20 protein-coding genes are annotated in these 24,911 nt (G+C 39.5%); 3 read left to right on the forward strand and 17 right to left on the reverse strand.

Features of this window, described 5'->3' with window-relative positions:
* Positions 1-512: 512 nt before the first annotated feature.
* The 5 genes from DVR12_RS04340 to ubiE form a co-directional block, all read right to left on the reverse strand.
* Positions 513-884 carry a hypothetical protein gene (locus DVR12_RS04340; RefSeq protein WP_116974256.1) on the reverse strand — a complete coding sequence of 124 codons (372 nt, stop codon included), beginning with the start codon at positions 882-884 and terminating at the stop codon, positions 513-515.
* A gap of 372 nt (positions 885-1,256) precedes the next feature.
* On the reverse strand, positions 1,257-2,585 hold the full coding sequence (locus tag DVR12_RS04345; RefSeq protein WP_116974257.1) for a MutS-related protein: 1,329 nt from the start codon (positions 2,583-2,585) through the stop codon (positions 1,257-1,259).
* A gap of 102 nt (positions 2,586-2,687) precedes the next feature.
* Positions 2,688-4,034 carry a dihydroorotase gene (locus DVR12_RS04350; RefSeq protein ID WP_116974258.1) on the reverse strand — a complete coding sequence of 449 codons (1,347 nt, stop codon included), beginning with the start codon at positions 4,032-4,034 and terminating at the stop codon, positions 2,688-2,690.
* Positions 4,035-4,071: 37 nt separating this feature from the next.
* Positions 4,072-4,773: a type IX secretion/gliding motility protein PorT/SprT gene (porT, locus tag DVR12_RS04355; RefSeq protein ID WP_116974259.1), complete on the reverse strand. Its 702-nt coding sequence runs from the start codon at positions 4,771-4,773 to the stop codon at positions 4,072-4,074.
* On the reverse strand, positions 4,746-5,492 hold the full coding sequence (gene ubiE, locus DVR12_RS04360) for a bifunctional demethylmenaquinone methyltransferase/2-methoxy-6-polyprenyl-1,4-benzoquinol methylase UbiE (RefSeq protein WP_233522126.1): 747 nt from the start codon (positions 5,490-5,492) through the stop codon (positions 4,746-4,748). The genes porT and ubiE overlap by 28 nt, the downstream gene beginning before the upstream one ends.
* 68 nt (positions 5,493-5,560) lie before the next feature.
* Here ubiE and yihA point away from each other — a divergent pair, with 68 nt between their 5' ends.
* The gene (yihA, locus tag DVR12_RS04365; protein WP_116974260.1) at positions 5,561-6,169 is read left to right on the forward strand and encodes a ribosome biogenesis GTP-binding protein YihA/YsxC; all 609 of its coding nucleotides are present in this window, start codon (positions 5,561-5,563) and stop codon (positions 6,167-6,169) included.
* Between the two features lie 77 nt (positions 6,170-6,246).
* On the opposite strand, the gene DVR12_RS04370 is transcribed toward yihA, so the two are convergent.
* From DVR12_RS04370 to DVR12_RS04420, 11 genes are all read right to left on the reverse strand, one after another.
* Positions 6,247-6,720: a ribonuclease H-like YkuK family protein gene (locus DVR12_RS04370; protein WP_116974261.1), complete on the reverse strand. Its 474-nt coding sequence runs from the start codon at positions 6,718-6,720 to the stop codon at positions 6,247-6,249.
* Positions 6,721-7,045: 325 nt separating this feature from the next.
* Entirely contained in the window at positions 7,046-7,423 is a 378-nt protein-coding gene (locus DVR12_RS04375) for a CoA-binding protein (RefSeq protein WP_116974262.1), read from the reverse strand.
* Positions 7,424-7,441: 18 nt separating this feature from the next.
* Positions 7,442-8,389 carry a TIGR01777 family oxidoreductase gene (locus DVR12_RS04380; protein ID WP_116974263.1) on the reverse strand — a complete coding sequence of 316 codons (948 nt, stop codon included), beginning with the start codon at positions 8,387-8,389 and terminating at the stop codon, positions 7,442-7,444.
* Positions 8,386-8,772: a hypothetical protein gene (locus tag DVR12_RS04385; RefSeq protein ID WP_116974264.1), complete on the reverse strand. Its 387-nt coding sequence runs from the start codon at positions 8,770-8,772 to the stop codon at positions 8,386-8,388. The genes DVR12_RS04380 and DVR12_RS04385 overlap by 4 nt, the downstream gene beginning before the upstream one ends.
* A 121-nt stretch (positions 8,773-8,893) precedes the next feature.
* Positions 8,894-9,400 carry a GbsR/MarR family transcriptional regulator gene (locus DVR12_RS04390; protein ID WP_116974265.1) on the reverse strand — a complete coding sequence of 169 codons (507 nt, stop codon included), beginning with the start codon at positions 9,398-9,400 and terminating at the stop codon, positions 8,894-8,896.
* Positions 9,401-9,581: 181 nt separating this feature from the next.
* A complete protein-coding gene (locus DVR12_RS04395; protein WP_116974266.1) occupies positions 9,582-11,090 on the reverse strand; it encodes a RagB/SusD family nutrient uptake outer membrane protein in 1,509 nt (502 codons plus the stop codon).
* A gap of 12 nt (positions 11,091-11,102) precedes the next feature.
* Positions 11,103-14,480, reverse strand: coding sequence for a SusC/RagA family TonB-linked outer membrane protein (locus DVR12_RS04400; protein WP_116974267.1), 3,378 nt, complete (start codon positions 14,478-14,480; stop codon positions 11,103-11,105).
* 273 nt (positions 14,481-14,753) lie between these two features.
* Positions 14,754-16,379, reverse strand: a complete 1,626-nt coding sequence (locus tag DVR12_RS04405) for a pyruvate dehydrogenase complex dihydrolipoamide acetyltransferase (protein ID WP_116974268.1) — start codon at positions 16,377-16,379, stop codon at positions 14,754-14,756.
* A 115-nt stretch (positions 16,380-16,494) separates the two neighbouring features.
* Entirely contained in the window at positions 16,495-18,366 is a 1,872-nt protein-coding gene (locus tag DVR12_RS04410; protein ID WP_116974269.1) for a DNA polymerase III subunit gamma/tau, read from the reverse strand.
* A gap of 86 nt (positions 18,367-18,452) precedes the next feature.
* A complete protein-coding gene (locus DVR12_RS04415; RefSeq protein ID WP_158563197.1) occupies positions 18,453-20,567 on the reverse strand; it encodes a M48 family metallopeptidase in 2,115 nt (704 codons plus the stop codon).
* 268 nt (positions 20,568-20,835) lie between these two features.
* On the reverse strand, positions 20,836-22,002 hold the full coding sequence (locus DVR12_RS04420; RefSeq protein WP_116974271.1) for a hypothetical protein: 1,167 nt from the start codon (positions 22,000-22,002) through the stop codon (positions 20,836-20,838).
* Between the two features lie 69 nt (positions 22,003-22,071).
* Here DVR12_RS04420 and DVR12_RS04425 point away from each other — a divergent pair, with 69 nt between their 5' ends.
* Positions 22,072-22,683: a hypothetical protein gene (locus DVR12_RS04425; protein ID WP_147323406.1), complete on the forward strand. Its 612-nt coding sequence runs from the start codon at positions 22,072-22,074 to the stop codon at positions 22,681-22,683.
* 15 nt (positions 22,684-22,698) lie between these two features.
* The gene (locus DVR12_RS04430) at positions 22,699-23,205 is read left to right on the forward strand and encodes a GNAT family N-acetyltransferase (protein WP_116974273.1); all 507 of its coding nucleotides are present in this window, start codon (positions 22,699-22,701) and stop codon (positions 23,203-23,205) included.
* A gap of 34 nt (positions 23,206-23,239) precedes the next feature.
* Here DVR12_RS04430 and DVR12_RS27540 read toward each other — a convergent pair whose 3' ends face one another.
* A complete protein-coding gene (locus DVR12_RS27540; RefSeq protein ID WP_158563198.1) occupies positions 23,240-24,763 on the reverse strand; it encodes a DUF6600 domain-containing protein in 1,524 nt (507 codons plus the stop codon).
* Positions 24,764-24,911 lie beyond the last annotated feature (148 nt).

Here is a 24,911-nt window from a genome sequence, read left to right on the forward strand (position 1 = left end):
GTAGATTGATATTAACATGAAATATATCTACCGGATGAAAATTTAGTTTCGGTGAAATCCTGTTGGGGCAGGGTTTTAGCAAATTATAGTTTCCATATTATAGAATTGTTTCTTAATAGAGTTGAAATTAGTAGATTGACATTAACATGAAATATATCTACCGGATGAAAATTTAGTTTCGGTGAAATCCTGTTGGGGCAGGGTTTTGGCGAATTACAGTTTCCATATTATAGAATTGTTTCTTAACAGAATTGAAATTAGTAGATTGATATTAACATGAAATATATCTACCGGATGAAAATTTAGTTTCGATGAAATCCTGTAGGGGCAGGGTTTACCCCTGCCCAGTCTACGGTAAAGGAAATCAGTCCTTTAAATTGAATTCAATTTAATAACATGGCTTTTGCCTCCACACAATCTACCAATCATTTTAGAACCAAGAAGGAATAGAAATCACTCCAAAATAAAATTTCTACAATTTCCAACGTCCATACAGAGACCTTACAAGTATACTACAATGATACTCTCTCTATTTTAACATAGCTCACGTCTTTACATCTGATTATCAAATCAGAGTCTTTATTTTCTTTCAAAGTTGATGCTCCGAGTCTTAAGGGAAAGAAATCAAAAGTCAAAACTCCATTTTCCTTGATCAAAAGAGCTTCATTGATAGAAACACTAGCTTCATTTTCATTTTCAATAAATCGAAAGGAAATCACATCATTAAATGAGAGTTTAATTGTTTCATACTTATAGTCATTTAATTTGTTCATACAATCAATTGTAACTATAATTTCCTTAGAAGCTCCTCTTGTGAAGTATTCGAACTTCAAAATTATTGAATCTGAAAACTGTTCGTATTTATTTTGTATCTCATTTAACATGAATAAAATTTTACAATCACGCAATCTATAGGTAACTCAAATATTTAGTTGTGTGCCAAATCCTTTATCGCCTGAATTGTTTCTTCACTATCGCACTGTTTTTCAATCTTTTATTGAAAGCACAAAAGTATCAGAAGCAAAACCTTTTTTTATAAGATTGAGATACTGAATTAATCCTTCAATTAAATACCAATCATTTCTTCGTTAGATCCAACTCTTGCCCAACCGTCAATGTCACCATTAAATCGCAGGTATATTGTGATTTTAGCTATTGTGATCACAGGCTAAGGATATTATTTTTTTAACAAAAAAAAGAGATTGCAAAAGCGAAAATACTCATGCAATCTCTTTAAAATATATCTATCAAAATATCTACTTTATCTCCTTCAACAAATCCAATACTTTCTCCCGTTTAAGAATGAGATATCCGATCTTCTCTTTTGCAATTCCATCTTTCAATTGATAGGTAAAATGAAGATCATCATCAATTACAGTCGATTCAAAATATTTAAATTGAATTCTCTTTTCTCCGCTTAAATCTTCTGCAATTTCATACAGGTGTGTGCTTAGGATAAAGAGACAATTAGAACTTTGTAATAAACCTCTGATTACCGCCAGAGAACAGTTTCGGGCATCTTCAATATTAGTACCTTTAAACATTTCATCTATCAGCACCAACCACTTTTTACCGTTATTGATCTGGATGATTGTGTTTTTGATCCTTAATACTTCACTAAAGAAATAACTTTCCCCCTTGAAGATATTATCCTGTACCTGGATGTTACTGAAGATGCCATCAAAAAAGCTTAGCTGCATCTTTTGTGCAGGCACACCCATGCCAATATGGGCAAGGAATGTAGCTACTCCCACTGCTTTGATATAGGTAGTTTTTCCTGCCATATTTGCACCGGTGAGGAACATAAAATGACTGATTGCATCGAGCCTTACATCATAGGCAACAGGATTGCTAAGAATAATATGATATAACTGATCTGCTATAATCAGCGGATGCTCAGTCTCTATAAACTGTGGGAAGGTCAGTTTGTAGCTTTTTACGGCTTTGGCCATTGAATAGAAGGCATCCAGTTGCTGATAAATAACCACCAGTTCATTGACCGCTTTGCGGTGTTGTGATCTGATTAAATTATCGAATCGCAGGATTTCAATAAAATTGAGTTTCCCTGTTTCATCCGATTTAAGTATTTCGTAAAAATCTTTTCTTGAAAGCAGTTGCTGGGCTCTGTCTAACAGTATTTTCAGCGTCTTAGGGGTCTTGTCTGTATTGAAGCCGTTGATTAATTCTCTGTAGCCTTTAAGCAAGTTTATAAGTTGGGCAAAAGAGAATTTGATAAACCCAAAATCCGGTGCATACAGGGTTTTTTTGATGGCAGCCTGAATATAGAGTGCCACTCCATCTGCATGGCCGATAGGTTCTATCTGTGCTTCCATGTAGTTTTCTACTACTACTATTGTACCGTTGGAAATGCTAACTGGCCAGTTACCTTCGTTCTCTAACAAAAACTGGATTGCTGCCTGTCTGTTGGTTATTTCCTGGATATTCTGGAGCGGATTACTAAAAAGATAACGTAGGTGCTCACGGCCGCCTGCTGTAGTAGTAAAATCAAGCCGGTGAAAGAGAGAATACTCTTCCTCGCGGTTGAAAATAGAGAGATCGTAATAGGAGGTTTTGTCCAGTTGCATGCAGCTTCGTTTTAGTGACTATACGTTGATAGATGCAAGGATAAAAAAAATCCATATCAGATGCAGGATTTTTTTAATAAAAAACCCTGCATCGAATAAAATTTATCTGCTGAATGCTAAGCGCTGGCCCTTAACATTCTCATTGAAAATACCATTTTCGTAGGCGAGATGGCCGCTCACAAAGGTATGAGTGATGGCTGAAGGGAAAGTATGACCGGTAAACGGACTCCAACCACATTTGTAATAGATATTATCTTTTTCTACCGTGCTTTTTCCATTCAGGTCTACTATTACACAGTCGGCATAATATCCTTCCCGCAGAAATCCTCTTTCCTTAATCTGGAAGCAGATAGCCGGAGCATGTGACATCTTGTTTACCAGTTGTTCCAGTGTTAACTTTCCTTGTTTCACATACTCGAGCATGAGCAGCAGACTATGTTGAACTAACGGTACTCCTGATGGAGCCTGGGTATAAGGTTGTTGTTTCTCTTCCCAGGTATGAGGAGCATGGTCTGTTGCAATAATATCCAATCTGTCGTCCAGCAATCCTTGCCAGAGGGCATCTCTGTTATCGGGAGATTTAATAGCCGGATTACATTTGATCAGATTACCATACTTCGCATAATCGTCTGAAGTAAAGTGCAGGTGATGCACGCATACTTCATTGGTAATTCTTTTCTCCGCTAATGGCAGCATATTGCTGAAGAGTTGCAGCTCCCGCCCGGTGGAGATATGCAGGATATGCAAACGGGCATTATGTTTTTGGGCAAACTGAATGGCTACTAAGGAAGATTCGAAGCAGGCTTCCACATTTCTGATCAGCGGATGATCTGCTGTAGTCAGGTTTTCTGTTCCTTTCTCTTTGATGAAGGCTTCCATATTCTGACGAATGATCTTTTCATCTTCACAATGGGTAGCGATCAGCAATTCACTATTACCAAATATTTTTTCCAGTGTGAGGTAATTATCTACCAGCATATTACCGGTAGAAGAACCCATAAATATTTTTATACCACAAACACTGTCTTTCTTTGCGTTTGTTTTAAGTACTTCTTCAGCATTATCGTTGGCTACTCCCATGAAGAAAGAATAGTTTGCGAGGGAGTGCTGACGGCCTAATTCATATTTATCTTCGAGTAGCTCCTGAGTGAGTGCTGCAGGTTTGGTATTTGGCATTTCCATGAAGGAAGTAGTACCGCCTGCTACTGCTGCCCGGGCTTCTGTATAGATGGTAGCTTTTTGCGTTAAACCTGGTTCCCGGAAGTGTACCTGATCATCAATAACGCCAGGGATCAGATGCTTTCCTTCTCCATTTATCTCTGTATAATTTCCAGTTACTGTAAGGTTCGGGGCCATTTTTTCAATACGGCCATCTTTGATCCAAACATCCTGAACTGTGGTATTACCTTCGTTTACCACAGCTATATTTCGTATAAGATAGTTTTGCATGGCACAAAGGTAAAACTATACCTCAAATAGATTGCTATTAACCTTCAAGGTGGATGGAAAAGACAAACATGCGTGATTGTAGTTTGTCTATCACATTGGAGTATCTGAGATTTGGATCCTTTACATGCACATTGCCGAATCCGTTACTGATCTTGAATTCAGGGCTAAAAATGAAGCTCTCGAAATAAAACTCAAAGCCAGCTCCTAATTCATAGCCATAATCACTTTTCTTGATTTTAACGAGGTCATCTGCCCGGCGAAGCCGTGCATTGGAAGAGAGATCATAATCGTATTTGAGGCCGGCAATGGTATAAACCCTCATGTTGCCGATACGATCCGACTTAAATTTAATTTGCAGCGGGAAGCTTAATAAGATAGACTCTATCCTTTTCTCAGTATCCTCGGGTTTTGGATAGGTATCTCTATAATAAAGGTTCTTGGAAGCGAAAATCAACTGTGGATTAAATCGAAGGTCGAAATGTTCGGAAAGGCGGGCATTAGCCAGCAAACCAAGGTTGAACCCCATAGTTTTAAGAGGTTCTGCTACCATAATAGAGTCTGTTGCCAGAAAAGCCGGTGAATGCTCTAATTTGAAATACGACTGGTTAGCGGCCAGTGTAATTCCGAAATAATAGGGTTTTGCATCATGTTCAATCATATTCAGGTTTTGCTGTGCCTTAGTTGTAAGGGCCAGCACCGAAAAAATGACTATTAGCGAGTAGCGCAATAGATGGAACATATGCCGAATGATAGCGTTTTGCATGTAACGGCTTGGAAACCAACGTTATTTAAAATAGTTTTCATCGCTTCGCCCTGAGGAAATGCTTTTACAGATTCTGGCAGATAACTATAGGCCTCCTGGCTTTTAGCGATCCATTTACCGATCAGGGGAGTTATATAACGAAAATACAAATTATATAATTGCTTAATAGGAAAAACTGTCGGATTAGAAAATTCTAATATCACTAATTTGCCACCAGGTTTTAACACCCGGCACATTTCTGCCAGTCCTTTTTCCAGATTTTCAAAGTTTCTAACCCCAAAAGCAACGGTTATGGCATCAAACGTTTTGTCCTGAAAACTTATTGTTTCACTATCTCCGGCCTGCAAGGTAATTTTATTGCTTAATCCCAGCTTTTCCACCTTTTCTCTGCCATGAGCGAGCATTCCTTCAGAAATATCAATCCCTACGATTTTTTCAGGGTTTAGCCTTTTTTCTGCCATAATCGCAAAATCTCCGGTGCCGGTAGCTACATCAAGCATGGTTTTAGGCTGTATGGAACGTAAATAATTCAGGGCTTTTTTTCTCCATATAATGTCAATACCCATCGACATAAAATGGTTAAGAAAGTCATATCGATAAGCAATATTATCGAACATGGTCGCTATCTGCTCCTTCTTGCTTAATTTTGACCCTTCGAAGGGTACAATCTTCTGAACATCTTGCATTTCTGACATAGTGCGCAAAGTTAAGTGAAATGTCGGCATGCTGTATCAGATTTTATATATAACAAAGCAGTTTCAATATGGTTATCAAAACGGCAACATATCTTATTAGTAGCCCGGACTGGACGAAATGTCCAAAGCCTGATTATCCCGAATACGCATTCATCGGGCGTTCCAACGTTGGTAAATCATCGTTGATCAATTTGTTGACAAATAATGAAAAGCTGGCGAAAACTTCCGGTACTCCAGGTAAAACTCAACTGATCAATCATTTTGAGATCAATAATGCCTGGTATCTGGTAGATTTACCCGGTTATGGATTTGCGAAAAGAAGTATGTCGCAACGTAAGCAATGGGAAAAAATGATTGAAGATTACCTGCGCAAACGTGAGAACCTGATGAATGTGTTTGTATTGATAGATAGCAGACATAGTCCTCAGAAACTCGATATCGATTTTATTAATCAGTTGGGAGAATGGCAGATTCCTTTTAGCTTGGTATTTACCAAAGCCGATAAGAGCACACAGCTTGAGGTAAGCCGGAATATCAAGTCTTTCCTTAACAAGATGAAAGAATCCTGGGAATTCTTACCACCTCATTTTGTAACATCTACTGTAAAGAAAAGTGGGAGGGATAAGATATTGGATTATATAGAAGAATTAAATGTGCAGTTCAGAGCTATTGCATAGGGGAGAAAAAGCCTTACAACGTGATAGCACGTTGATAATATAATTTGAGAGAGGTACACAAACAGTTAGTAGTGGCGCTAATTAACTACTTTATTAGCGCAGCTACTGCTGGCAAATGCTTCGGGCTTGGCCTTAAATGCGAAGCCCATTCCAAGAATATAACCCATAGCTTCGTGAAGCGCCAGATTACTCTTGAATTGTGGGTTAGTATTTATGTCGGCATGTACTTCCATGTCAACATCATACTCAGTAAACAGATCACAGAGTTCATAAGCAATTTCAATGCTTTTAGCTACTTCCACTAACATACGCTCTTTGATGGTATAGCGTTCTTTAGATTTTTCGTTGTGGATAAACATGAAACCTCCATGACCTTCTCTCAGGAATACGATAACGGTAGCAAATTCCGTATCTACACCTTTTACCTGAGAATCGGTGCCAATGCAAACTTTCAGATGAAATCCCTCTGCTGATTCTCTAATAATGGCCTGGCGTACTTCTTCCTTGATTGGAAGATGGATCGCTTCTCCATTAAATCTTCTCCAGATCATAAAATGTATAATTAAAGGGTGAACATGCGTAATTGGGTTTATACTAACTGCCTGCCTGATGAAGTAAAGCCATGCTGGGTGGGTCAACAGAATGGGATGTTCAATGGGGGATAACAGCTATTTGCACTAATATACGAATATTTCCCGCAAAGGCGCAAAGATTAATATTAAGGCAGCAAGGATTTTTTTAAGATTTTATTAAGGAATTTTCAACGGTTTAACTTACTGGAAACTTTCCTGCAATTCTTAAAAACATTTGCTTCAAATCTTAAAAAAATCCTTGCTGCCTTAATATTAATCTTTGCGCCTTTGCGAGCAATTGATGCTAAAACTGATTAGTACTAAGTAATACCAGAGTACAAGCTTCTACTGGTTGTATGTTATGTTCACGGGCTATTTCTTCGAGCTCGGGATTCTCGGCACCTGGATTAAAAATAATCCTCTTTGGCTGCAACTGCAGAATATAATCATAGTATTCTTTTTGAGCTATTGGGTTCAGATACATTGTTACCGTATCTACCTTTTCCAGCGGAGGATGTGTAGCAATAATAGGAGTATTACCTATCGTTGCTTCACGCTTTCCTATGGCCACCACAGGATGACCTTTGGCTTGTAATCTGTTTACAGCCATATTGCTATACCTTTCAGGATTAGGGGAAGCACCTAACACTACTGTGAGCTTTTTATTTTCGGTATTTTCCATACCTCTAAGTTACTGATTTCAGAACAAGTGGTAAGCATTGCGTGGCAGGTGTGCAATGATATCATTAATGGCTCCGGGAAGCTGTGGATATTGGAATTTGAAGCCAGCCTGAAGCGCTTTTGTTGGTACTACCCATCTGCTTTTTAGGAGTAATTCTGTTTCTGTACCTATGAGTGAAGCACCCAGTCTTAACATCAATGCTGGTGCAGGCAATCCAAATAGATGGCCGGTGGCATTTCTCAATGTTTTCATAAAATCTTTATTTAAAACAGGATTGGGAGAGGTGCAGTTGAAGGTACCTTCAAGATTATTATTTTCATATAGCCATTCCATCATATTTGCTACGTCGGCAATATGCACCCAGGTGTAACGTTGTTGCCCATTTCCCTGGTAACCACCCAGGCCAAATTTGAGCAGGTTTAGATAGGGATACATAACGCCACCAGGTTGCCATCCTAACGTAATTCCCAATCTCATGATAATTTTTCGTGTATCCGGTGCCGTGATATCAAGAAAAGTTTTCTCCCATTTTTTACAGACCTGTACGGAAAAGTCGTTCTCCATCTCGCCTGTAAATTCGTCCATTGGCCTGTCTTCCGCATGCCGGTAAATGGTTGCACTGGCTGCATTGATCCATACTTTAGGCGGTTGTTTTAATGTTGTAAGTGCTTGTCCTAACAGGGTAGTGGTAATTGTTCTGCTATCGAAGATCTGTTGTTTATTGGCTTCGGTATATCGGCAGTTTACGCTTTTACCGGCAAGGTTAACCAGGAGGTCGGCTCCTTCGAGTGCCTGGCTCCAGTTACCCATGGTACAACCATCCCAATGCTGGTATTTGACATTGGTTGTTTCAGTTACGGGCTGCCTGCTTATCACCGTAATTTGATTGTCTTTTTCCCAGAGTTCAACCAGGCTTCTGCCTATAAAGCCGCTGCCACCAGCGATTACAATGTTTTTGTTTTTCATTTTGATAGAGATTTAATTGATGAATAGAATAAATGGGTTAGCCTGATTACAGGGATAAATAGATGAAAGGCCATTAATGCGGGAAGGAGATATATAATTGACAGATATACAAATACAAAAACAGGCGGAATTGCCAAACCTAAAAGAGCAGATCCGATACATAAAGCCAGACTGGCAGCTGCCGATACCTGAAATATTTTTTCAAGTTTGAATACCAGCTTAGGTTTATAGTGTTTGTACTGTAGTAATGAATTAAAGACCTGTAAAAGAATTAATGTTACTATTGTAAGCGCTGCTCTATTGAATATAACTCCAATGGCCAGCAATATTTCAGATAGATCAATAATTACTGGGCTGATTCTGATTGATAATATATTTTTCATGTTTCTGAATTTTCAGTAAAATTTGAAATTTTGAAAGAAAAAAATGCTGAATGAACTTAAGAGATAGAAGTTTTTGTGTTCAGAATTTTCAGAAAATATTGAAATATAGGGGCAAAAAAAATTACTTTATCAGCTTAATCAGGCTGCTATAGAACCAATTTTCTTCTGATTTAATAAAGGCGCTGATAGTTTTATCTGTTTGCGCAGCAAACTTGGTAATGTTGTTAATTGAATCTTTAAAGGCTTTCATTTCCTTGTCTTTAGGATCACCTTCCGCCTGTTGTAATTGATTCAAAACTTTCATTATCGGGTCTAATTCCCGTTTCTTTCTTTCGCGGGCAATATAGGTGGCTACTTTCCAGATATCTTTTTCTGCTACGAAGAATTCTTTTCTTTCGCCAGGAATAAGAATCCGTTCTACAAGGCCCCAATTAATCAGTTCACGCACGTTCATGTTGGTATTTCCTCTGGAAATATTCAACTCTTCCATAATATCGTCTGCGCTCAATGGATCCGGCATGATCAGCAATAACGCGTGGATCTGAGCCATAGTGCGATTAATGCCCCATTGCGCCCCGAGCGACCCCCAGGTCTGAATAAATTGTGCCTTTGCTTCTGCTAGGTTCATTGTAGGTTGTAATTTATAGCTAAAACAATGATTATATCGCCAAATGTATATCTAGTTTTTGAACTTTCAAAATATAATGAAAGAAATTAACAAACACTTTATTTAAGAGATTGACTATAAACGGAAAAGACGCCCCATTCTACCCAATGAGACGCCCTTTAATTTCCGAATTCAAACCAACTTAGTAAGAATAGCCTGGGTTTTGCTTTAGGTTAGGATCTGCTTTTATATCGGCAGTCGGGATAAATAGTAATAACGAATGATCGGACCATGGTTGTTTTTGTGTTAGTGACCCTAATACTGTAGCTGATTTTTCTGTACGTTTCAAATCAAACCACCTGTGACCCCATTCTGCAAAGAACTCTACTCTACGTTCTTTCAAAATTGCAGTCAACAGATCTTCTTTACCAGTAGCTGTTGTGCCATTGAGGCCCGCTCTGCTTCTGATGGTATTCAAATCAGTGATAGCGCCACTCAGATCTCCTGATTGTGCTTTTGCCTCTGCACTGATTAAATATAATTCTGCAAATCGCACTACTGTATAATAAGGCTTAAAAACATCATAAGTCTCCGGATCAAGTCTTGGATGCTTTACTGGCCAGGAATAAGTGATCCCATTGTAAGGCTCAATATTTGGCATTTTTAAACTCCTTATCCAATCTTTTTTCCTCAGGTCATTATTTTCAAATGATCCGGCTAGCGAAGGAGTCAGATAATAGTTAGGAATGAGGCCTATAAGAATGATGGGATCAATTTGGAAAAGCATTTCTAAATCAGCTTCAGACAACATTGATCCATCTGTCTGAGGTGACAGATAGAAGGATTCCTGCAAATACTTATCTCCGTTGGCACTAAGTTTTAATTGCCAGATGGCTTCACTGCTGTTGGCTTTGAAAACCTTGTTTGTAGCTGCTAATGTAAATTTGCCGCTGTTGATCACCACATCAGCCATGGCCAATGCATCTGCCCATCTTTTTTCATAGAGATAAAATCTTGCTAGTAATGCTGCTGCGGTATAGGAACTAGGCCTGATCTTTTCTCCCCTCGATACATCGTAATTGGCTGGTAAATGCTGATAAGCAAATAGGAGATCTTCTTCCACTTGCTTTTTTACAAGATCAATAGCTGTTCTTGGCATAGCCGAGTGTGCTAACACATCTGTAGAAGTAACCATTGGAACATCCCCATATAAATTATAGAGATAGAAGTAACTAAATCCTCTTACCAGCCTGGCCTCTGATCTTAACTGATTTCTTGCACTATCCGAAAGTAAAACGGAGGTGGATGCAGCTTCTCCTTCAAGAATTGAATTGGCGGTATAGATTACTTTATAAGTTGGCCCCCAAAACATTCCATTTATCCATACATTAGATAAGCGAATTTTATTTGTGTATAACTCATAGGCATCTAAATCCTGCGCTCCCATGGTAGGAATCAATTCATCTCCTATTAATCCTCCGCCTATTGTCATCATACCATTGGTCAAACAAGGTTGATCCTCATTGTAAATCATATAACTATATAATCCTGCAATGGCATTGGCTGCATTGTCGTTAGTTTTAAATACGATTTCTGGACCTACTGTATCGATTGGTGGATCTATTTCTACCAATTTCTTACAACCCGTTACAGCTATAATGATTGCTAACAGTAATGTATATACGTTATTTTTATTTTTTATTGAGTACATGACAAGAATCTTTTAGAAAGAAGCGTTAATACTGAAAGTAATTGCACGTGTTGGTGGCACACCACCCTGAAATCCGTTTTCAGGATCTATTCCAATAAAGTTGGTGATTAGAAAAGGATTCCTTGCATTCATACCTACTACAAGTGATGAACATTTCATCTTTTTAATAAATGCATTAGGTGCACTCCAACCCAATTGGAGGGACGTACATCTTATTAAATTCACCATCTGATAACTGGCATCTGACTGAGCAAATTGAGCATCACCCGTTAAAGTAGGTTTGGCAATTGTAGCATCTGTTTGGCCAGGATATGTCCATCTGTGGTTGAATGAATAATAACTCGTATTGTAGAAATTTGTATTTGGAATAGTCAGCATAGTGTTCCACATATACTTTCTGCTGAATGCAAATTGTGTGTTTACAGACCATCTTTTGAAACTGAAAGATGTTCCAAAACCCCCGTTAAATCTAGCATTCATATCTAATGTAATAATTCTGTCGTCATCTGCCGTACCTGCTAATACTTCACTATTCACATAGATCTTACCATCTTTATTGGCATCTTCGTACATCCTCAAACCTGTTTGTGGATCTATGCCCAATGATTTAAGTACATAGTTATTGTTTAATGGATCGCCGACCTTATATACATTTTTGTATGGAGAATTTTCCAGGCCCGGATAAGAAATAAGCTTATTGTCCTGCAGATTGAGATTTAAATTAAATGACCATCTTACATCCTTAGTTTGAACAAGTTGGGCATTGACAGCAAAATCGAATCCTGAGTTTTTAACATTAGCTGGTAGATTCGCTGTAATAGTGGTAAAACCTGTGAAAGAAGCAAGTGGATAACCAACCAGTTGGTTATTACAACGGTTGTCATAAACATCAGCAGAAAAACTGAATCTGTTAAATAATTCCCATTCAATTCCAATTTCAGACTTCTTATTTAGCTGCCAGTGAAATGATGGATTAGCTGCCAACTTTACTACATTGGGCTTTAAACCATCATAATCACTATGATAATCGCCTGAGAAGTTACCCCATTGAGCCAGGTATTGATAATCTCCAACTCCATCACTTCCCGTTGTTCCATAGCTGGCGCGTAGCTTTAAATAATTAATGGCTTTAGGAAGAAATTTCTGTGCAAAAGATTCTTCAGTAATAATCCACCCCAGGCCCACTGCACCAAAATTCCCAAAACGATTATTGGGTCCGAATTTGCTGCTACCATCTCTTCTGCCGCTTAGGCTTACAATGTATTTGCCTGCATAATTATAGCCAATACTTGTAAATGCGCCTGAATATTTATACTGGGCGTTACGATTAAAGGTACTTGAAGTACCGGCATTACTTAATGAATTGATATAGTCGTCAGAGCTATAGCCAGAGGATGTTATGTACAGATTTTTAGAGGAAGTACTTTGATAAGTTCCCCCAACGAGAACATTTAAATTGCCCTGACCGATTGTTGTGCTATAACTAATCTGAGGCTCTAAGTTTAAATTGATTAACACGGAATTCCCAACATTATGTAATCCTTTCGATTCTCCTGCTGCTATATTATATGAGGATCGTGGGGATATACTTTCTGTATTGGTATTTGAATATGAATACCCCATTATCGCTGAAAACTCAAGACCTTTCATTAAAGTATAACCGATATTCAGATTAGAATTTAACCGGTTGCTTTTGGAGGAAGTAGTTTGTTTTAAATAATTAAATGAGGAAGTATTAATACTTGCTTGCTTTAAAACGTTCCAATTGATATTTCCCACACTGTCAAAAGGGTCAGGAAGATTTGGCGCGTAATTCCAAAGAGAGGGTACTTTGATAGAATTAGAAGAGGTAGTAGTAAAGTTCGATTGCAGAGAGGTTCTCAGTCTGTTATTCAAGCTGGTATTAGATAAACTAACCAACACATTTCCCGACTGATCTGAACCGCTTACAGTAGATAAGGATACTTCTTTGCTGTATCCACCACTAATCCTGTATGAATTGTTACCTGATCCTCCGCTAAGCGCTAAATTGGCGGTAGTATATTTGCCGGTTCCACCGTAGAAATACCTTTGCCAGTCGGTATACCTTGTACTATCCCAAATCATTAATTCTGGTGCATAACCCGGAGAACCCAATACCTTGGATGGTGTTACTCCTGAGTTTTGATACATCTCTCTTCTCATCTGAAGATAATCCTGGAGGTTTAGTGCGTCTGTATATCTGGCAACTTTGGTAAAACCCTCTGAAAATCCAACATCTAATTTGGATACACCTGCTCTTGCTTTTTTTGTATTTATAAGGATTACTCCATTGGCACCACGGCTACCATAAATAGAAGTTGCTTCTGCATCCTTCAATACTGAAATAGATTCAATATCATTTACATTCAAACCAAAAAGTGGGTTTAAACCAATATTACTACCCGATTGATCTAATCCAAATTGTACAAAAGCTTTTTTTAAAAGAGTACCTTCATAGCCACCTGTATTAAAGTTCAGAATAGTTTGAGGAACTCCGTCAATAATGATCATCGGATCACTGGAAATCTGCGCATTCAACGCATTACGACCTCTTACCTCCATTCTGAAAGGGGCACTGGGGGAGTTGTTGGCTCTTGCAATTACTAACCCGGGAACCCTTCCTTCCAATGCTTCCAATGGATTCTGAACAGGCAGGTTTTGAATATCTTTACCCGATACGGTAACGATATTTCCGGTGCTGTAACGTTTGGTAGTAGTTCCATATGCTTTAACTACTACATTATCCAATGTATTCTCTGCCCGCATCATCACTACGTAGACAATCGGATTTACAACCGGCTCTATCTTGGGCTTATAACCTACATAGGTAATCTGTATATTTTCTCCTCTTTCTACTCCTCTCAGCACAAAGTTTCCTTTCACATCACTAAGTGCGTTCTTTTTGGTTCTTGAAGTTGTTATGGAAGCATTTTGTAAAAAACCTCCATCTGTACTGGAAACAGTACCGGTAACAGTAAGAGTATCCACAGCAATTTCGGCTGTTACATCTTTAGTGCGATTACCTGCTGCCTGTACGGCTACTACCTTATCCACAACTTTGTACTGATAAGGAGATCCATCAAAGATTTTTTCCAGAGCGGTTTGCACACCGGTGTTTTTAAGTTCTACACTTACCAGTTGCTGTGAAATACGGTCTTTAGGGTACACAAAATAATACCCTGTCTGTTTTTCAATTTCCTTGCACACTTTGTCGAGTGGCATCTTGTTTACAGTTAGGTTCACTGTCTGAGCGCTTATGGCTCCAGTGGAAAATAATGCCAGGAACATCAATATGCCTGGCCGGAATCGAAGGTGCATAGAGTTGTTTGTTTGAGTGCGTCGGCGCTTCAAAAGAAATACTAGTTGCATGTCTCGAAAACGATTTAGATCTGTTGGCTGTTGATAACGCTACCAATCGTTGGTTTTGAATGGCGACTGTCAATGAATCGATATATCACAGGATAGAACGTGAAGCACTCAAATTTGAACTAGTGCGATTTAGATTTTTTTTGGCAGGGGAGTTCCTTTTTTGTGAGAACACGGGTAAGGAGAGGCAATGGATGTATAAAAAACAAACGAGGCTGACCAAAAACATAAAGTTTTCAATCAGCCCCGTCTTATATAAAGTAAGTTATAAACTAACTATACCAGCATGGTTACCGGATTTTCCAGGTAGCCTTTCAGTGTAGCAAGGAAACGAGCACCTACAGCACCGTCGATAGCTCTGTGGTCGCAGCTCATTGTCAACTTCATGATGTTAACAACTTTAATCTGTCCTTTTTCTACAACTGCAGTTTCTTTAATACCACCTACAGCAAGGATTGCTGAATCCGGAGGATTAATGATAGCAGTGAATTCGTCGATACCCAGCATTCCCAGGTTGGAAACGGTGAAAGTATTACCGCTGAATTCCTGTGGTTGCAGCTTCTTATTTTTAGCTTTATCGTACAACACTTTCGCATCGGCAGCGATTTGGCTCAATGTTTTCTGATCTGCGAAACGGATAACCGGAACGATCAGACCATCTTCAATTGCCACTGCAGAACCGATATGTACGTGATGATTTTCACGGATAAAATCACCCATCCAGCTACTATTTACTTCAGGATGCTGACGCAGTGCTAAAGCGCATGCTTTAATCACCATGTCATTGAAGGAAATCTTAACAGGAGAAATTTCGTTGATAGATTTACGAGCTTCCATTGCTTTATCCATATTCACATCTATTTTCAGATAGAAGTGTGGAGCAGTAAACTTGCTTTCGCTGAGACGCTTAGCAATTACTTTACGCATTTGAGAAAGCGCGTGATCGGTATGGCCTTCCTGACCAGCTGGTGTGAACGCAGCGGCAGCAGGAGCTGAAGTGGAAGTAGTGGTAGCTTTAGCAGCAGGAACAAAGTTATCCACATCTGCTTTGATAATACGACCACCATCACCTGTACCGGAAACCTGGTTGATATCAATTCCTTTTTCTGCAGCCAGTTTCTTAGCTAATGGAGAAGCTTTCACTCTTCCGTCAGTGCTGGTTGCTGCAGCAGCAGGAGCTGAGGCAGGAGCGGTAGTGGTAGCAGCAGGTGCTGAAGTTGCAGCGGCGGCAGGAGCAGCAGGAGCGGCGCCTTCACCGGCAAGAATAGCATCTACGTTTGTACCAGGTTTACCAACTATTGCAATGATGCCATTTACTTTAGCAGCATCGCCTTCTTTTACACCTACATATAATAATGTACCATCGGCATATCCGATTACTTCCATGGTAGCCTTATCGGTTTCCACTTCAGCCAATACATCATCACTCTTAACGGTGTCGCCTACTTTTTTATTCCAGGCTACTATTTTTCCTTCTGTCATAGTGTCGCTCAGGAGCGGCATTCTGATAACAGTTGCATTTTTTAGTGCTTCTTTTAAGGCAGCATCATCAGCCGGTGCAGCTGCTGGAGCAGGAGCGGCTTTTGGTGCCGGCGCAGCGGCTGCCTGTGCAGGAGCGGCAGGTGCGTCATTTTTACCTTCCAGTAAAGACTTATAATCTTCTCCTGGTTTTCCAACAATGGCAATGATATCGTTAACCTTAGCTGCTTTTCCTTTCTCTACTCCTAAATATAATAAGGTACCTTCTACATACCCCATTACTTCCATAGTAGCTTTATCTGTTTCTACTTCAGCTATAACATCGTCTGCCTTTACTGTATCGCCCACCTTTTTATGCCATTCCGCAATCACCCCTTCTGTCATCGTGTCGCTCAAAAGGGGCATTCTGATAACTTCTGCCATAATGCTTATTCAAAATTTTGCTCAAACCTACAAGTTTTTGCGCAAAAACGCAAAGAAGGAATTGTAAACGTTTAAAAATGTATGTTGTCTGTTAATTATTTATTAGATCACTCCCTTAGAAATCAAGCTCCATATTCAACCGGTCTTTTAGCTCCTTTACCAGTGGATATTTGTCGGCAATCTGCTGAAACTGCTCCCGGCTCGAAAGAGGGGCGGGCCCAATATCCTGAGTTTGCTGACTTTCGTCCAGTGATAAAGTCAAAACAATACTCTGATTGCTGAAGCGCTTTTTAAAATAATCGGCTATTGCCAGCTTTTCTTCTTCAATAAAGTTCAGTTGCACGATGTTACGGCTCACGATTCCTACCTCATCTTTCCCTTCCAGTATTTTTAACTGTGCTAACTGAAGGTTACTTACTACCGTCATTTTGTTGGCCTGGCGGTACTGATCTATGAATTCTTCCCAATATACGTGTAAAGCACCCATTGTCAGGGGAAGTGCCTGTACCTGAGTGTTTACCTGTTGTTTTGCTGCCATTGCCTCTTTCATAGCTGCCAGACCAGTTAATTTGGTAGTGGTGGCTGATGTAGTGGTAGCGGCGGCTGGCTTGGGAGCTGTTGTCACTGGCTGGCCAACAGGGGTGGCCACCGGTGGAGCTGGTGTTGTCGGAGTAACAGACGTTTGTGCAGGTAATGGCGTCGGAGGTACCGGATTGGATACAGGCACCTGCGGAACAGGCTGACCTATAGATTCTACAGTAGCAGGTTTTACTATCGTTTTAGCCGTAACTGGTTGAACACCAGGGGCTCTTAGCTTTTGTGGCGCACTGCCATCAGGAACTAATTTTTTTTTTGCTACTTCTCCATTACTATCGTCACTCACCAAAACAACCGCCTGTTGAAGATAACAGAGCTTAATCAACGCCATTTCCACATGCAACCTTTTGTTGCGGGCCATGCGATAGTTAATCTCCGTTTCATTCAGCAAATGAAGCGCTGTTATTAAATAAGCAGGACTTACCTGCCCGGATAATTGTTTATATCGATCTTTCAGATTACCAGATACTTCTACCAGGTGTAAGGCCTTCTCTTCTTTGCATAATAACAGGTTACGCAGAAACTCGGCCCACCCGTTAAGGAAGTTATCTCCCTCAAATCCTTTTCTCAAAACTTCATCAAAAATCAGGAGGGCAGTAGCTACATCCTGGTTTAATACCGATTCCATTACCCTGAAGAAATAATCATAATCCAGGATATTCAGGTGTTCGAGGGTATTCTGATAGGTAAGATGACCACTGGTGAAACTTACAATCTTATCAAGTGTACTGAGGGAGTCACGCATGCAACCATCAGTCTTTTGTGCAACAAGATGCAGGGCATCAGCTTCAGCCTGGATATTTTCCTTGGTACAGATTTCCTGCAGATGATCTACAGTGTCCTGAATGGTAATCCGTTTAAAATCAAAAATCTGGCAACGACTTAAAATCGTAGGCAGAATTTTATGCTTTTCTGTAGTAGCGAGGATAAAGATTGCGTATGATGGCGGTTCTTCCAGGGTTTTCAGAAAAGCATTGAAAGCCGAGGAGCTAAGCATATGCACCTCGTCTATTATATATATCTTATATTTTCCGGCTTGAGGAGCAAAACGAACCTGCTCCACCAGGGTACGGATATCGTCTACCGAATTGTTGGAAGCCGCATCCAGTTCATGGATGTTGAATGAACTACCTTCATTGAAGGAGGTGCAGGAATGACAGGCATTACATGCCTCCCCGTCTGGCTGGAGGTTTTCACAGTTAATAGTTTTAGCTAAAATACGTGCACAGGTAGTTTTCCCCACACCTCTGGGCCCACAAAACAGGAAGGCATGAGCCAACTGGTGATTGCGGATGGCATTTTTCAGAGTGGTAGTAATATGTGCTTGTCCGACAACGGTTGAAAAATTTTGTGGACGGTATTTTCGGGCTGAAACGATAAAATTCTCCATATAACGGCTTACGCATTCGCGAGCGTCGAAAATACGCACAAATTCACTAAGAGAAAAATAACGAGTAAGAATAAGGGTTTCAGAAGCTAATTGCCTGGTTCAAGTGTCAGAATAAAATCAAGATATGTTTTTTTCAATAATATTATTCCGCTGTTAAAATGTTCCATTAATGTAGAACTGATTTCATGTAGCGACTGAATAGCTACATAATCAGGAACCATATCGTCTACAAAGCGGCAATCCTGTTCCCGGAATTTCCTGATTTTATCATCTACTTCTTCTGGAAATGAATGGTAAATCGGGGAGTTAACCAGTTGGGCCAATAACATTTTAAAATTCCAGCATTCTGTAGATAATACATCAAACAGGTCTGGAAGAATAGCAGAATGCTGATCGCTACTGTTGAAAATCAGGCTTACACAGTGGATAATCTTTATTACCTGATTATTTAATCGTTGCCCGCTCTGCTGGTATTTTAATATTTCTGTATACTGTTCTACCAATAAATCTGCAATTTCCTGACTTTCCTGTTGGGCAATGGTATAATGATATCTGAAGGCAAATTCATCATGGTGTTTCAACCAATCCTGCTCCTGATTCACGTGCTCCCACAACATTCTGGATAATTGCTGGGCTCTGGGAGCGCTGTATTTTTGGCCATTGAACTCAAAATGCTTTGTTTTCAACTCCCCATTACTAATGGCTTGCAGCATTTCGGCATCCTGACGATCCCTGTAGAAGCTGCGCATCCGGAGCACCACTGCCGGATGGTAAATTGTAGCCATATTATTACTGGTCAGATCCTCCCGGCTTAAAGGGGTGGAGTACGATTCATTGAATTCGCTGAAAGCCCTGTTATCGTAATAATCATTAAATACACACGGATACTCATAAAGCTGATGACGTTCTGCCAGTTCATCAATATATTCATCAGCACTGATCATCTCCAGACTATCGAAAGATGGAGTGGTGAGCTCATATATATGGTTGGTCATGGCCTGCTGCAGTTGTTCGGGATCTGTAAACAACACCCATGCGCTTAATGATAAAGGTTCGCAGGTAATGTTGGCATCTTTGAAATGAGTTTCCCGGGATTCGCGGGTAAGATGAGAGGTCCATTGTTCCCGCAGCTGAACCTTACTTTTAAGAAAGGATTGAAAATAATTATCTGAAATGATTGGTAAACCGGCATCATCTAACGACAGATGATGTTGCATTGCATAATAATGAATCAATGATTGCTGAACGAGAAAAATATTATCAAATCGCAATGATTTTTCTGCCAGGTCAGGAAGTTTATGAAAACAATGATCAAGACAATATGCTCCCATTTCCTGGCGACGTAAGCCGGAAATAGCAGTTTCTGTACTGCTAAGATTTACGGCAATTGTATCGGCATACCATTCCATTTCCTTGCTTAACTCAAGGTATTGCTGATTAGTTATGGAATAGAATTTTTTTAGAATAGATTGAATAACATGCAGAATTTTACTTGTTATATGGGCATAAAAACTGAATAAATGATTTTTATGCTGCCAGTTAGCTTCTATTTCGTTCCACTGTTCATTTTCATATAACAGGTTATACAATCGCTTATTGAAGGTGTAAACATAGCAGCCCAGTTTCATGCTTCTTTTTGAAAAATGGGCAAATTCATGTGCCAACAGCATTTTAAGCTCACTCAGATTCACGCTGTTGATAAGACCAATTCCAATTTCAAGATTTTTGCGGGGCGCCCAAAACAGGCTGAGTAAACTGGGATCATCAAACATCGAGGTATTTGAATCAGGAACCAGGAAAATTTTTTTAGGAAAACGAATACGGGTATCTTTTACCAATTGTTGAATAAAATCGAACAGGTAAGGGTGATTGGCTGCCAGTATCTCTCTTCTGTAAGGGTTGCTGCTGCTACGTTTACTAAACAGGAACTTCATTAAAAAAAACAATACCATTCCCCCCAGCACAATAAAGCTAATGCTTATTGCACCAGTGAGCCAACCAGGATAGGTACGAAATAATAAAGCACCACCTGATATGCAAGCAACAGCCAGGGCCACGGCTGTAAGTAACAAAACCACGTAAAGGATAAAAAACAACACCACACAGCTGATCGCCTTTACTATTTGTTGTTTAAACAATAACGTGGGTTCGATGAGTGCCAAGCCTGCGTTTCTCTGGCACTCGGGATAGAAGTTGGTCATAGCAAACATCCGGTTAGAAAAGATCGTAACAGCAAAAAGGAATTAAATGTATGTAATATTCACTATTTCTTCTGCTCCAAATAGCACTCGTATAAACATATGATTGGGGTAAGTGGGCCATCGGTAAGGGTTTGAAACTTTTTTAAATTGATATTTTTTTTAAAGTTATATATAAATGCACTTATGTTTGGTCAGATTCTTCAAAAAAAAGATGCATAGTCAATTTTACAACCATGCATCTTCCATATTAAAAATATATTAAATAAAATTATAATCCAATTATTGGGTGTCTTTCATATGGTGCATTTCTATCAAACAAATACCTGTAAGTTGTCAGTTTTCGCGATGGTACAGCTCCCAGGTTCTCACAAACATTCATCATCTTGGGATTAAAATCTCCCACCCATTGCATCTCATAATCTATATATTTAGTGTGATGCTGAATAATATTTGCGCCTTCAACAATAATGTAAGAATCTACCCCTTTGCCCTGAAAATCAGGTACTACACCAAAAATAATCCCTACGATTTTTTTACAATATCCAGTGTTTTTCAACCATAAAAATTTGAGTTTTTGCAATAACCCAAATTTCCCATCCATCAACTTAATATACTGATTCAGGTCAGGTAAGTTTAGCCAGATAGCGATTGGTTCATCTTTATAAAAAGCAAACCAGGCAACTTTTTCATCCAGCAGAGGCTTCATTTGTTTGAAGAGTGCCAAAGCCTGTGCTTTGGGCATATCCTTTCCTCCGGCGTGTTTTGCCCAGGCCTTATTATATACGGTACAAAAAGCATCAGCATACTTATTGAGATCCTTTTTGCTTATATGTTCGGCCCTGTAATTAGGATCTGCAGCAATAGCTTTATGACGATCATAAAATTTAGGTTGCAATTCTTCCGAAACAGCCATGCTATAGCAGATCTGGTTGAAAAACAACTTAAACCCATAATTTTCAAACAATTGAATATAATAGGGAGGGTTAAAGTTCATACAATACATAGGTTCCTTGAAACCCTCTGTCAGTAAACCCCACCAGTTATTTCTTTCACCAAAATTAATGGGGCCATCCATGCCAATTATTCCTCTTTCCTCCAACCATTTTTTAGCTGTATCGAAAAGATAATTAGCAGTATCCTGATCATTAATACAATCAAAAAATCCCACACCGCCAATTAATCCAGGGTCACCCTTGGATTTGTATTTCTTATTTACGAATGCTGCAATCCTTCCGATCAGACTACCTTTTTCGTCCTGAAGTACCCACCGAATACACTCTCCATGTCTGAATGCCTTGTTCTGTTTCGGGTCAAATACCTGGTTGATATCCTTATCCAGCGGCCTGATATACCCTGGTACATCTTTATTCAATGCAATATGTACGTCGAGAAACTGCCTGGCTGTTTGTTCATTGTTTACAATTGTTAGTTGCATTGTGACTAGACTATTTGTACAAAAATAAATAAAAACTGTATTGGCACTATTTTTTCTCTTCTGCTAAGCATGAAGAGAAATGTCGTATATCCTGTTGTCCTTCTTTTACTTGTTATAATATTTAGTTTGGGCTATTGCCAGCAGCAACGCCATTCACGTAAGATATTGACAGAAAATCAGCGACTTTGGAACGAAAATCGTGATTTGCGTAAAAGTTTGCAACAAGCAGGGGCTATTGACGATCAAATAGCCAGTCATCAGGCGGTTCAACAGCGCACCGCTGGTCAGTTTATTGAACGTCGCGCTTATTATCGCCGCAATTGGAAGCAGTTTATTGCCGTTTCGGCCGATGATTATAAAACAGGGTTCCTGGGGGGCATCAAAAATCTTCACATCCTGGTACGTAATCAAACCGAATATGCTATCGATAATGTGGTTGTAACCGTTGAATATTTACGCAATAATAACGAAGTATTTAAAACTGAACAATATACAATCAGTAATATTCCAGAAAAATCTGTTCGAAGTATCGCCGCTTCCAATAGCCGTAAAGGCAGCAAAGTGAACGTGAAATTGGAAAGCATCACCAGTCAGGCTATGAATTTCTGCTATGCGGTATCCAAACCCGTTTTGGCAGGAAACCCCGACCCCTACGAATGCGTTCCGTCATCCCACCAATAATTGGTAACTTAGCTAATGATCCATCTTACACCAACTCTTACAGCCGATAAATATACCAAACACCTCTATATAAATTCTTTCCCCAAACATGAAAGAAGATTATGGACCAAACAATTGGAACTACTAAAACAAAATCAATTAAAGCTCTTAAAAATTCTGAATGAAGAACAGGAAGTCGGATTTATATTTTATTGGCAGCTCAACAAATTTGCCTTTATAGAACATTTTGCAATAGACCCCAATGCCAGGGGAGGGGGGATTGGATCACAAGTAATGAATAAAGTAGCAGAGATATTAAAAACTATTATTCTTGAAGTGGAGCCACCTTTAACTGAAATGGCTAAGCGTAGAATTAATTTCTATGAAAGGTTAGGATATCAAACATTTAATGATACGTATCTCCAACCTCCGTATAATCCGCATAACCCTCCTCTTGAACTACGGTTAATGTATCTGAACCTACCTTCGGAACTGACTTATGAGGAGGTTAAAAATGAACTTTACAGTACTGTTTATAAATAGGAAAGCCGGCAATTAGCCGGCTTTCCTATTCTATTTATCCTTCACGCTGTGGGCGTTGATGTTGTTGTTCGGGAGGGCGTTGTTGTTGCTGCGGTCTTTGCTCCTGTTGTCTTTGTTGCTGCTGTTGCTGTCTTTGTTGTTGTTGCTGTTGCTGCTGAACCCTTTGCTGTTGCTGTTGTTGCGCCCTTTGTTGCTGCTGTTGTTGTTGTTGGACCCTCTGTTGTTGCTGTTGTTGCTGTTGTTGTTGAGCTCTCTGCTGCTGTTGCTGTTGTTGCTGAATTCTTTGTTGTTGTTGTTGTTGTTGCTGAGCTCTCTGCTGTTGTTGTTGTTGCTGCTGAACTCTCTGCTGTTGTTGCTGTTGCTGTTGTTGAATCCTTTGCTGTTGTTGTTGCTGTTGTCTTTGTTCTGCCTGAACTCTTTGCTGTTGTTGCTGCTGTTGTTGTTGCTGTTGAGCTCTTTGTTGTTCTTGTTGTCTCTGTTGTTGTTGCTGTTGCTGTTGTTCAGGTGTTACTCTTGTTGGTCTGTTATTATTATTTACAGGATTATTATTGTTACCTGGATTAACTCTGCCAGGGTTATTATTATTACCAGGATTATTATTTCCAGGGGTTACTCTACCCGGGTTATTATTGTTACCTGGATTTACTCTACCCGGAATATTACCTGGATTGTTGTTGCCAGGGTTTACTCTACCGCCATTGTTATTATTATTGTTCTCAACTCTATTTGGTCTGGAAGGATTATTTCCTGGTTGAACAGGTCTGTTACGATCCGCTTCCTGACCTCTTTGAATGGCACTTCTGTCTGGACGGTAAATGCTTAATTGATTATTGTTAACCCTGCTAGGAGTTGGACGACTTGAATTCTCAACTCTTATTGGCCTGATCTGTTGACCTGAATATCTTTGTACATCACGGGCAGTTGGACCAGTATAAATTCTATTACCCTGATAGTTATTATAATTATTGATAACAGTTGTATTATTAATAATAGTGGTATTTCTACTCCTGTTTACATAGTAATTACTAATTCTCGGACTATTAATGTATTGTCTTGGTACGAATGTCCAATATGCAGCCGGGGAATTATAGGAATAATCGTATTGAGGACCCAGAGGTGCCCAACCGTAATAATCGCCTCCGGTTCTCCAGCTTACCCATGCCGGACCCCAGTCATTACCTGGTATCCATAACCATCCAAGCAAATTATCATATAACCAACGTCCATAGTGAAATGGCGCCCATCCCCATGAATAGTTCGATACCCATGTCCACCCATAATCTGTATATACCCAGTTACCATCAGAGTAATATGGTCTGAAATCTGATCCTACATTTGGTCTCCATACTCTGTCATAACCCGGATAACTTTGCCAGGTACCATAAGGACTCAGCGCATCATAGAAAGAAACAGATACACCCACCTGAACCTGTGGCCCGGAAGGATACGTTCCATACTGATCATCATAGGCTGGTACATATGCTGCTGTTGCGCAGCCACTGAAAAATCCTGCTATGATGAAAAGTGTTACTCCTGTATATTTTATATATGTTTTCATGACTCTTTAATTTATAATAAACGGGATATAGGAGAATAATAATGATGGCTAATTGATTAGCTGGTTCTATGAATGTATAACTGGTGGCATACTTTAAATGTTAAAGGATTATGTTAAAAATTTTATAACGTGTAAAGATCTTTCCTCG

Source organism: Chitinophaga silvatica (genome assembly GCF_003419895.1).
Lineage (GTDB): Bacteria > Bacteroidota > Bacteroidia > Chitinophagales > Chitinophagaceae > Chitinophaga > Chitinophaga silvatica.

What these genes read in the sequence shown, in the direction of transcription:
- DVR12_RS04340 (WP_116974256.1), bottom strand. Translation starts at nt 884, where the DNA reads ATGTTAAATGAGATACAAAATAAATACGAACAGTTTTCAGATTCAATA.
- DVR12_RS04345 (WP_116974257.1), bottom strand. Translation starts at nt 2,585, where the DNA reads ATGCAACTGGACAAAACCTCCTATTACGATCTCTCTATTTTCAACCGC.
- DVR12_RS04350 (WP_116974258.1), bottom strand. Translation starts at nt 4,034, where the DNA reads ATGCAAAACTATCTTATACGAAATATAGCTGTGGTAAACGAAGGTAAT.
- porT (WP_116974259.1), bottom strand. Translation starts at nt 4,773, where the DNA reads ATGTTCCATCTATTGCGCTACTCGCTAATAGTCATTTTTTCGGTGCTG.
- ubiE (WP_233522126.1), bottom strand. Translation starts at nt 5,492, where the DNA reads ATGTCAGAAATGCAAGATGTTCAGAAGATTGTACCCTTCGAAGGGTCA.
- yihA (WP_116974260.1), top strand. Translation starts at nt 5,561, where the DNA reads ATGGTTATCAAAACGGCAACATATCTTATTAGTAGCCCGGACTGGACG.
- DVR12_RS04370 (WP_116974261.1), bottom strand. Translation starts at nt 6,720, where the DNA reads ATGATCTGGAGAAGATTTAATGGAGAAGCGATCCATCTTCCAATCAAG.
- DVR12_RS04375 (WP_116974262.1), bottom strand. Translation starts at nt 7,423, where the DNA reads ATGGAAAATACCGAAAATAAAAAGCTCACAGTAGTGTTAGGTGCTTCC.
- DVR12_RS04380 (WP_116974263.1), bottom strand. Translation starts at nt 8,389, where the DNA reads ATGAAAAACAAAAACATTGTAATCGCTGGTGGCAGCGGCTTTATAGGC.
- DVR12_RS04385 (WP_116974264.1), bottom strand. Translation starts at nt 8,772, where the DNA reads ATGAAAAATATATTATCAATCAGAATCAGCCCAGTAATTATTGATCTA.
- DVR12_RS04390 (WP_116974265.1), bottom strand. Translation starts at nt 9,400, where the DNA reads ATGAACCTAGCAGAAGCAAAGGCACAATTTATTCAGACCTGGGGGTCG.
- DVR12_RS04395 (WP_116974266.1), bottom strand. Translation starts at nt 11,090, where the DNA reads ATGTACTCAATAAAAAATAAAAATAACGTATATACATTACTGTTAGCA.
- DVR12_RS04400 (WP_116974267.1), bottom strand. Translation starts at nt 14,480, where the DNA reads ATGCAACTAGTATTTCTTTTGAAGCGCCGACGCACTCAAACAAACAAC.
- DVR12_RS04405 (WP_116974268.1), bottom strand. Translation starts at nt 16,379, where the DNA reads ATGGCAGAAGTTATCAGAATGCCCCTTTTGAGCGACACGATGACAGAA.
- DVR12_RS04410 (WP_116974269.1), bottom strand. Translation starts at nt 18,366, where the DNA reads ATGGAGAATTTTATCGTTTCAGCCCGAAAATACCGTCCACAAAATTTT.
- DVR12_RS04415 (WP_158563197.1), bottom strand. Translation starts at nt 20,567, where the DNA reads ATGACCAACTTCTATCCCGAGTGCCAGAGAAACGCAGGCTTGGCACTC.
- DVR12_RS04420 (WP_116974271.1), bottom strand. Translation starts at nt 22,002, where the DNA reads ATGCAACTAACAATTGTAAACAATGAACAAACAGCCAGGCAGTTTCTC.
- DVR12_RS04425 (WP_147323406.1), top strand. Translation starts at nt 22,072, where the DNA reads ATGAAGAGAAATGTCGTATATCCTGTTGTCCTTCTTTTACTTGTTATA.
- DVR12_RS04430 (WP_116974273.1), top strand. Translation starts at nt 22,699, where the DNA reads ATGATCCATCTTACACCAACTCTTACAGCCGATAAATATACCAAACAC.
- DVR12_RS27540 (WP_158563198.1), bottom strand. Translation starts at nt 24,763, where the DNA reads ATGAAAACATATATAAAATATACAGGAGTAACACTTTTCATCATAGCA.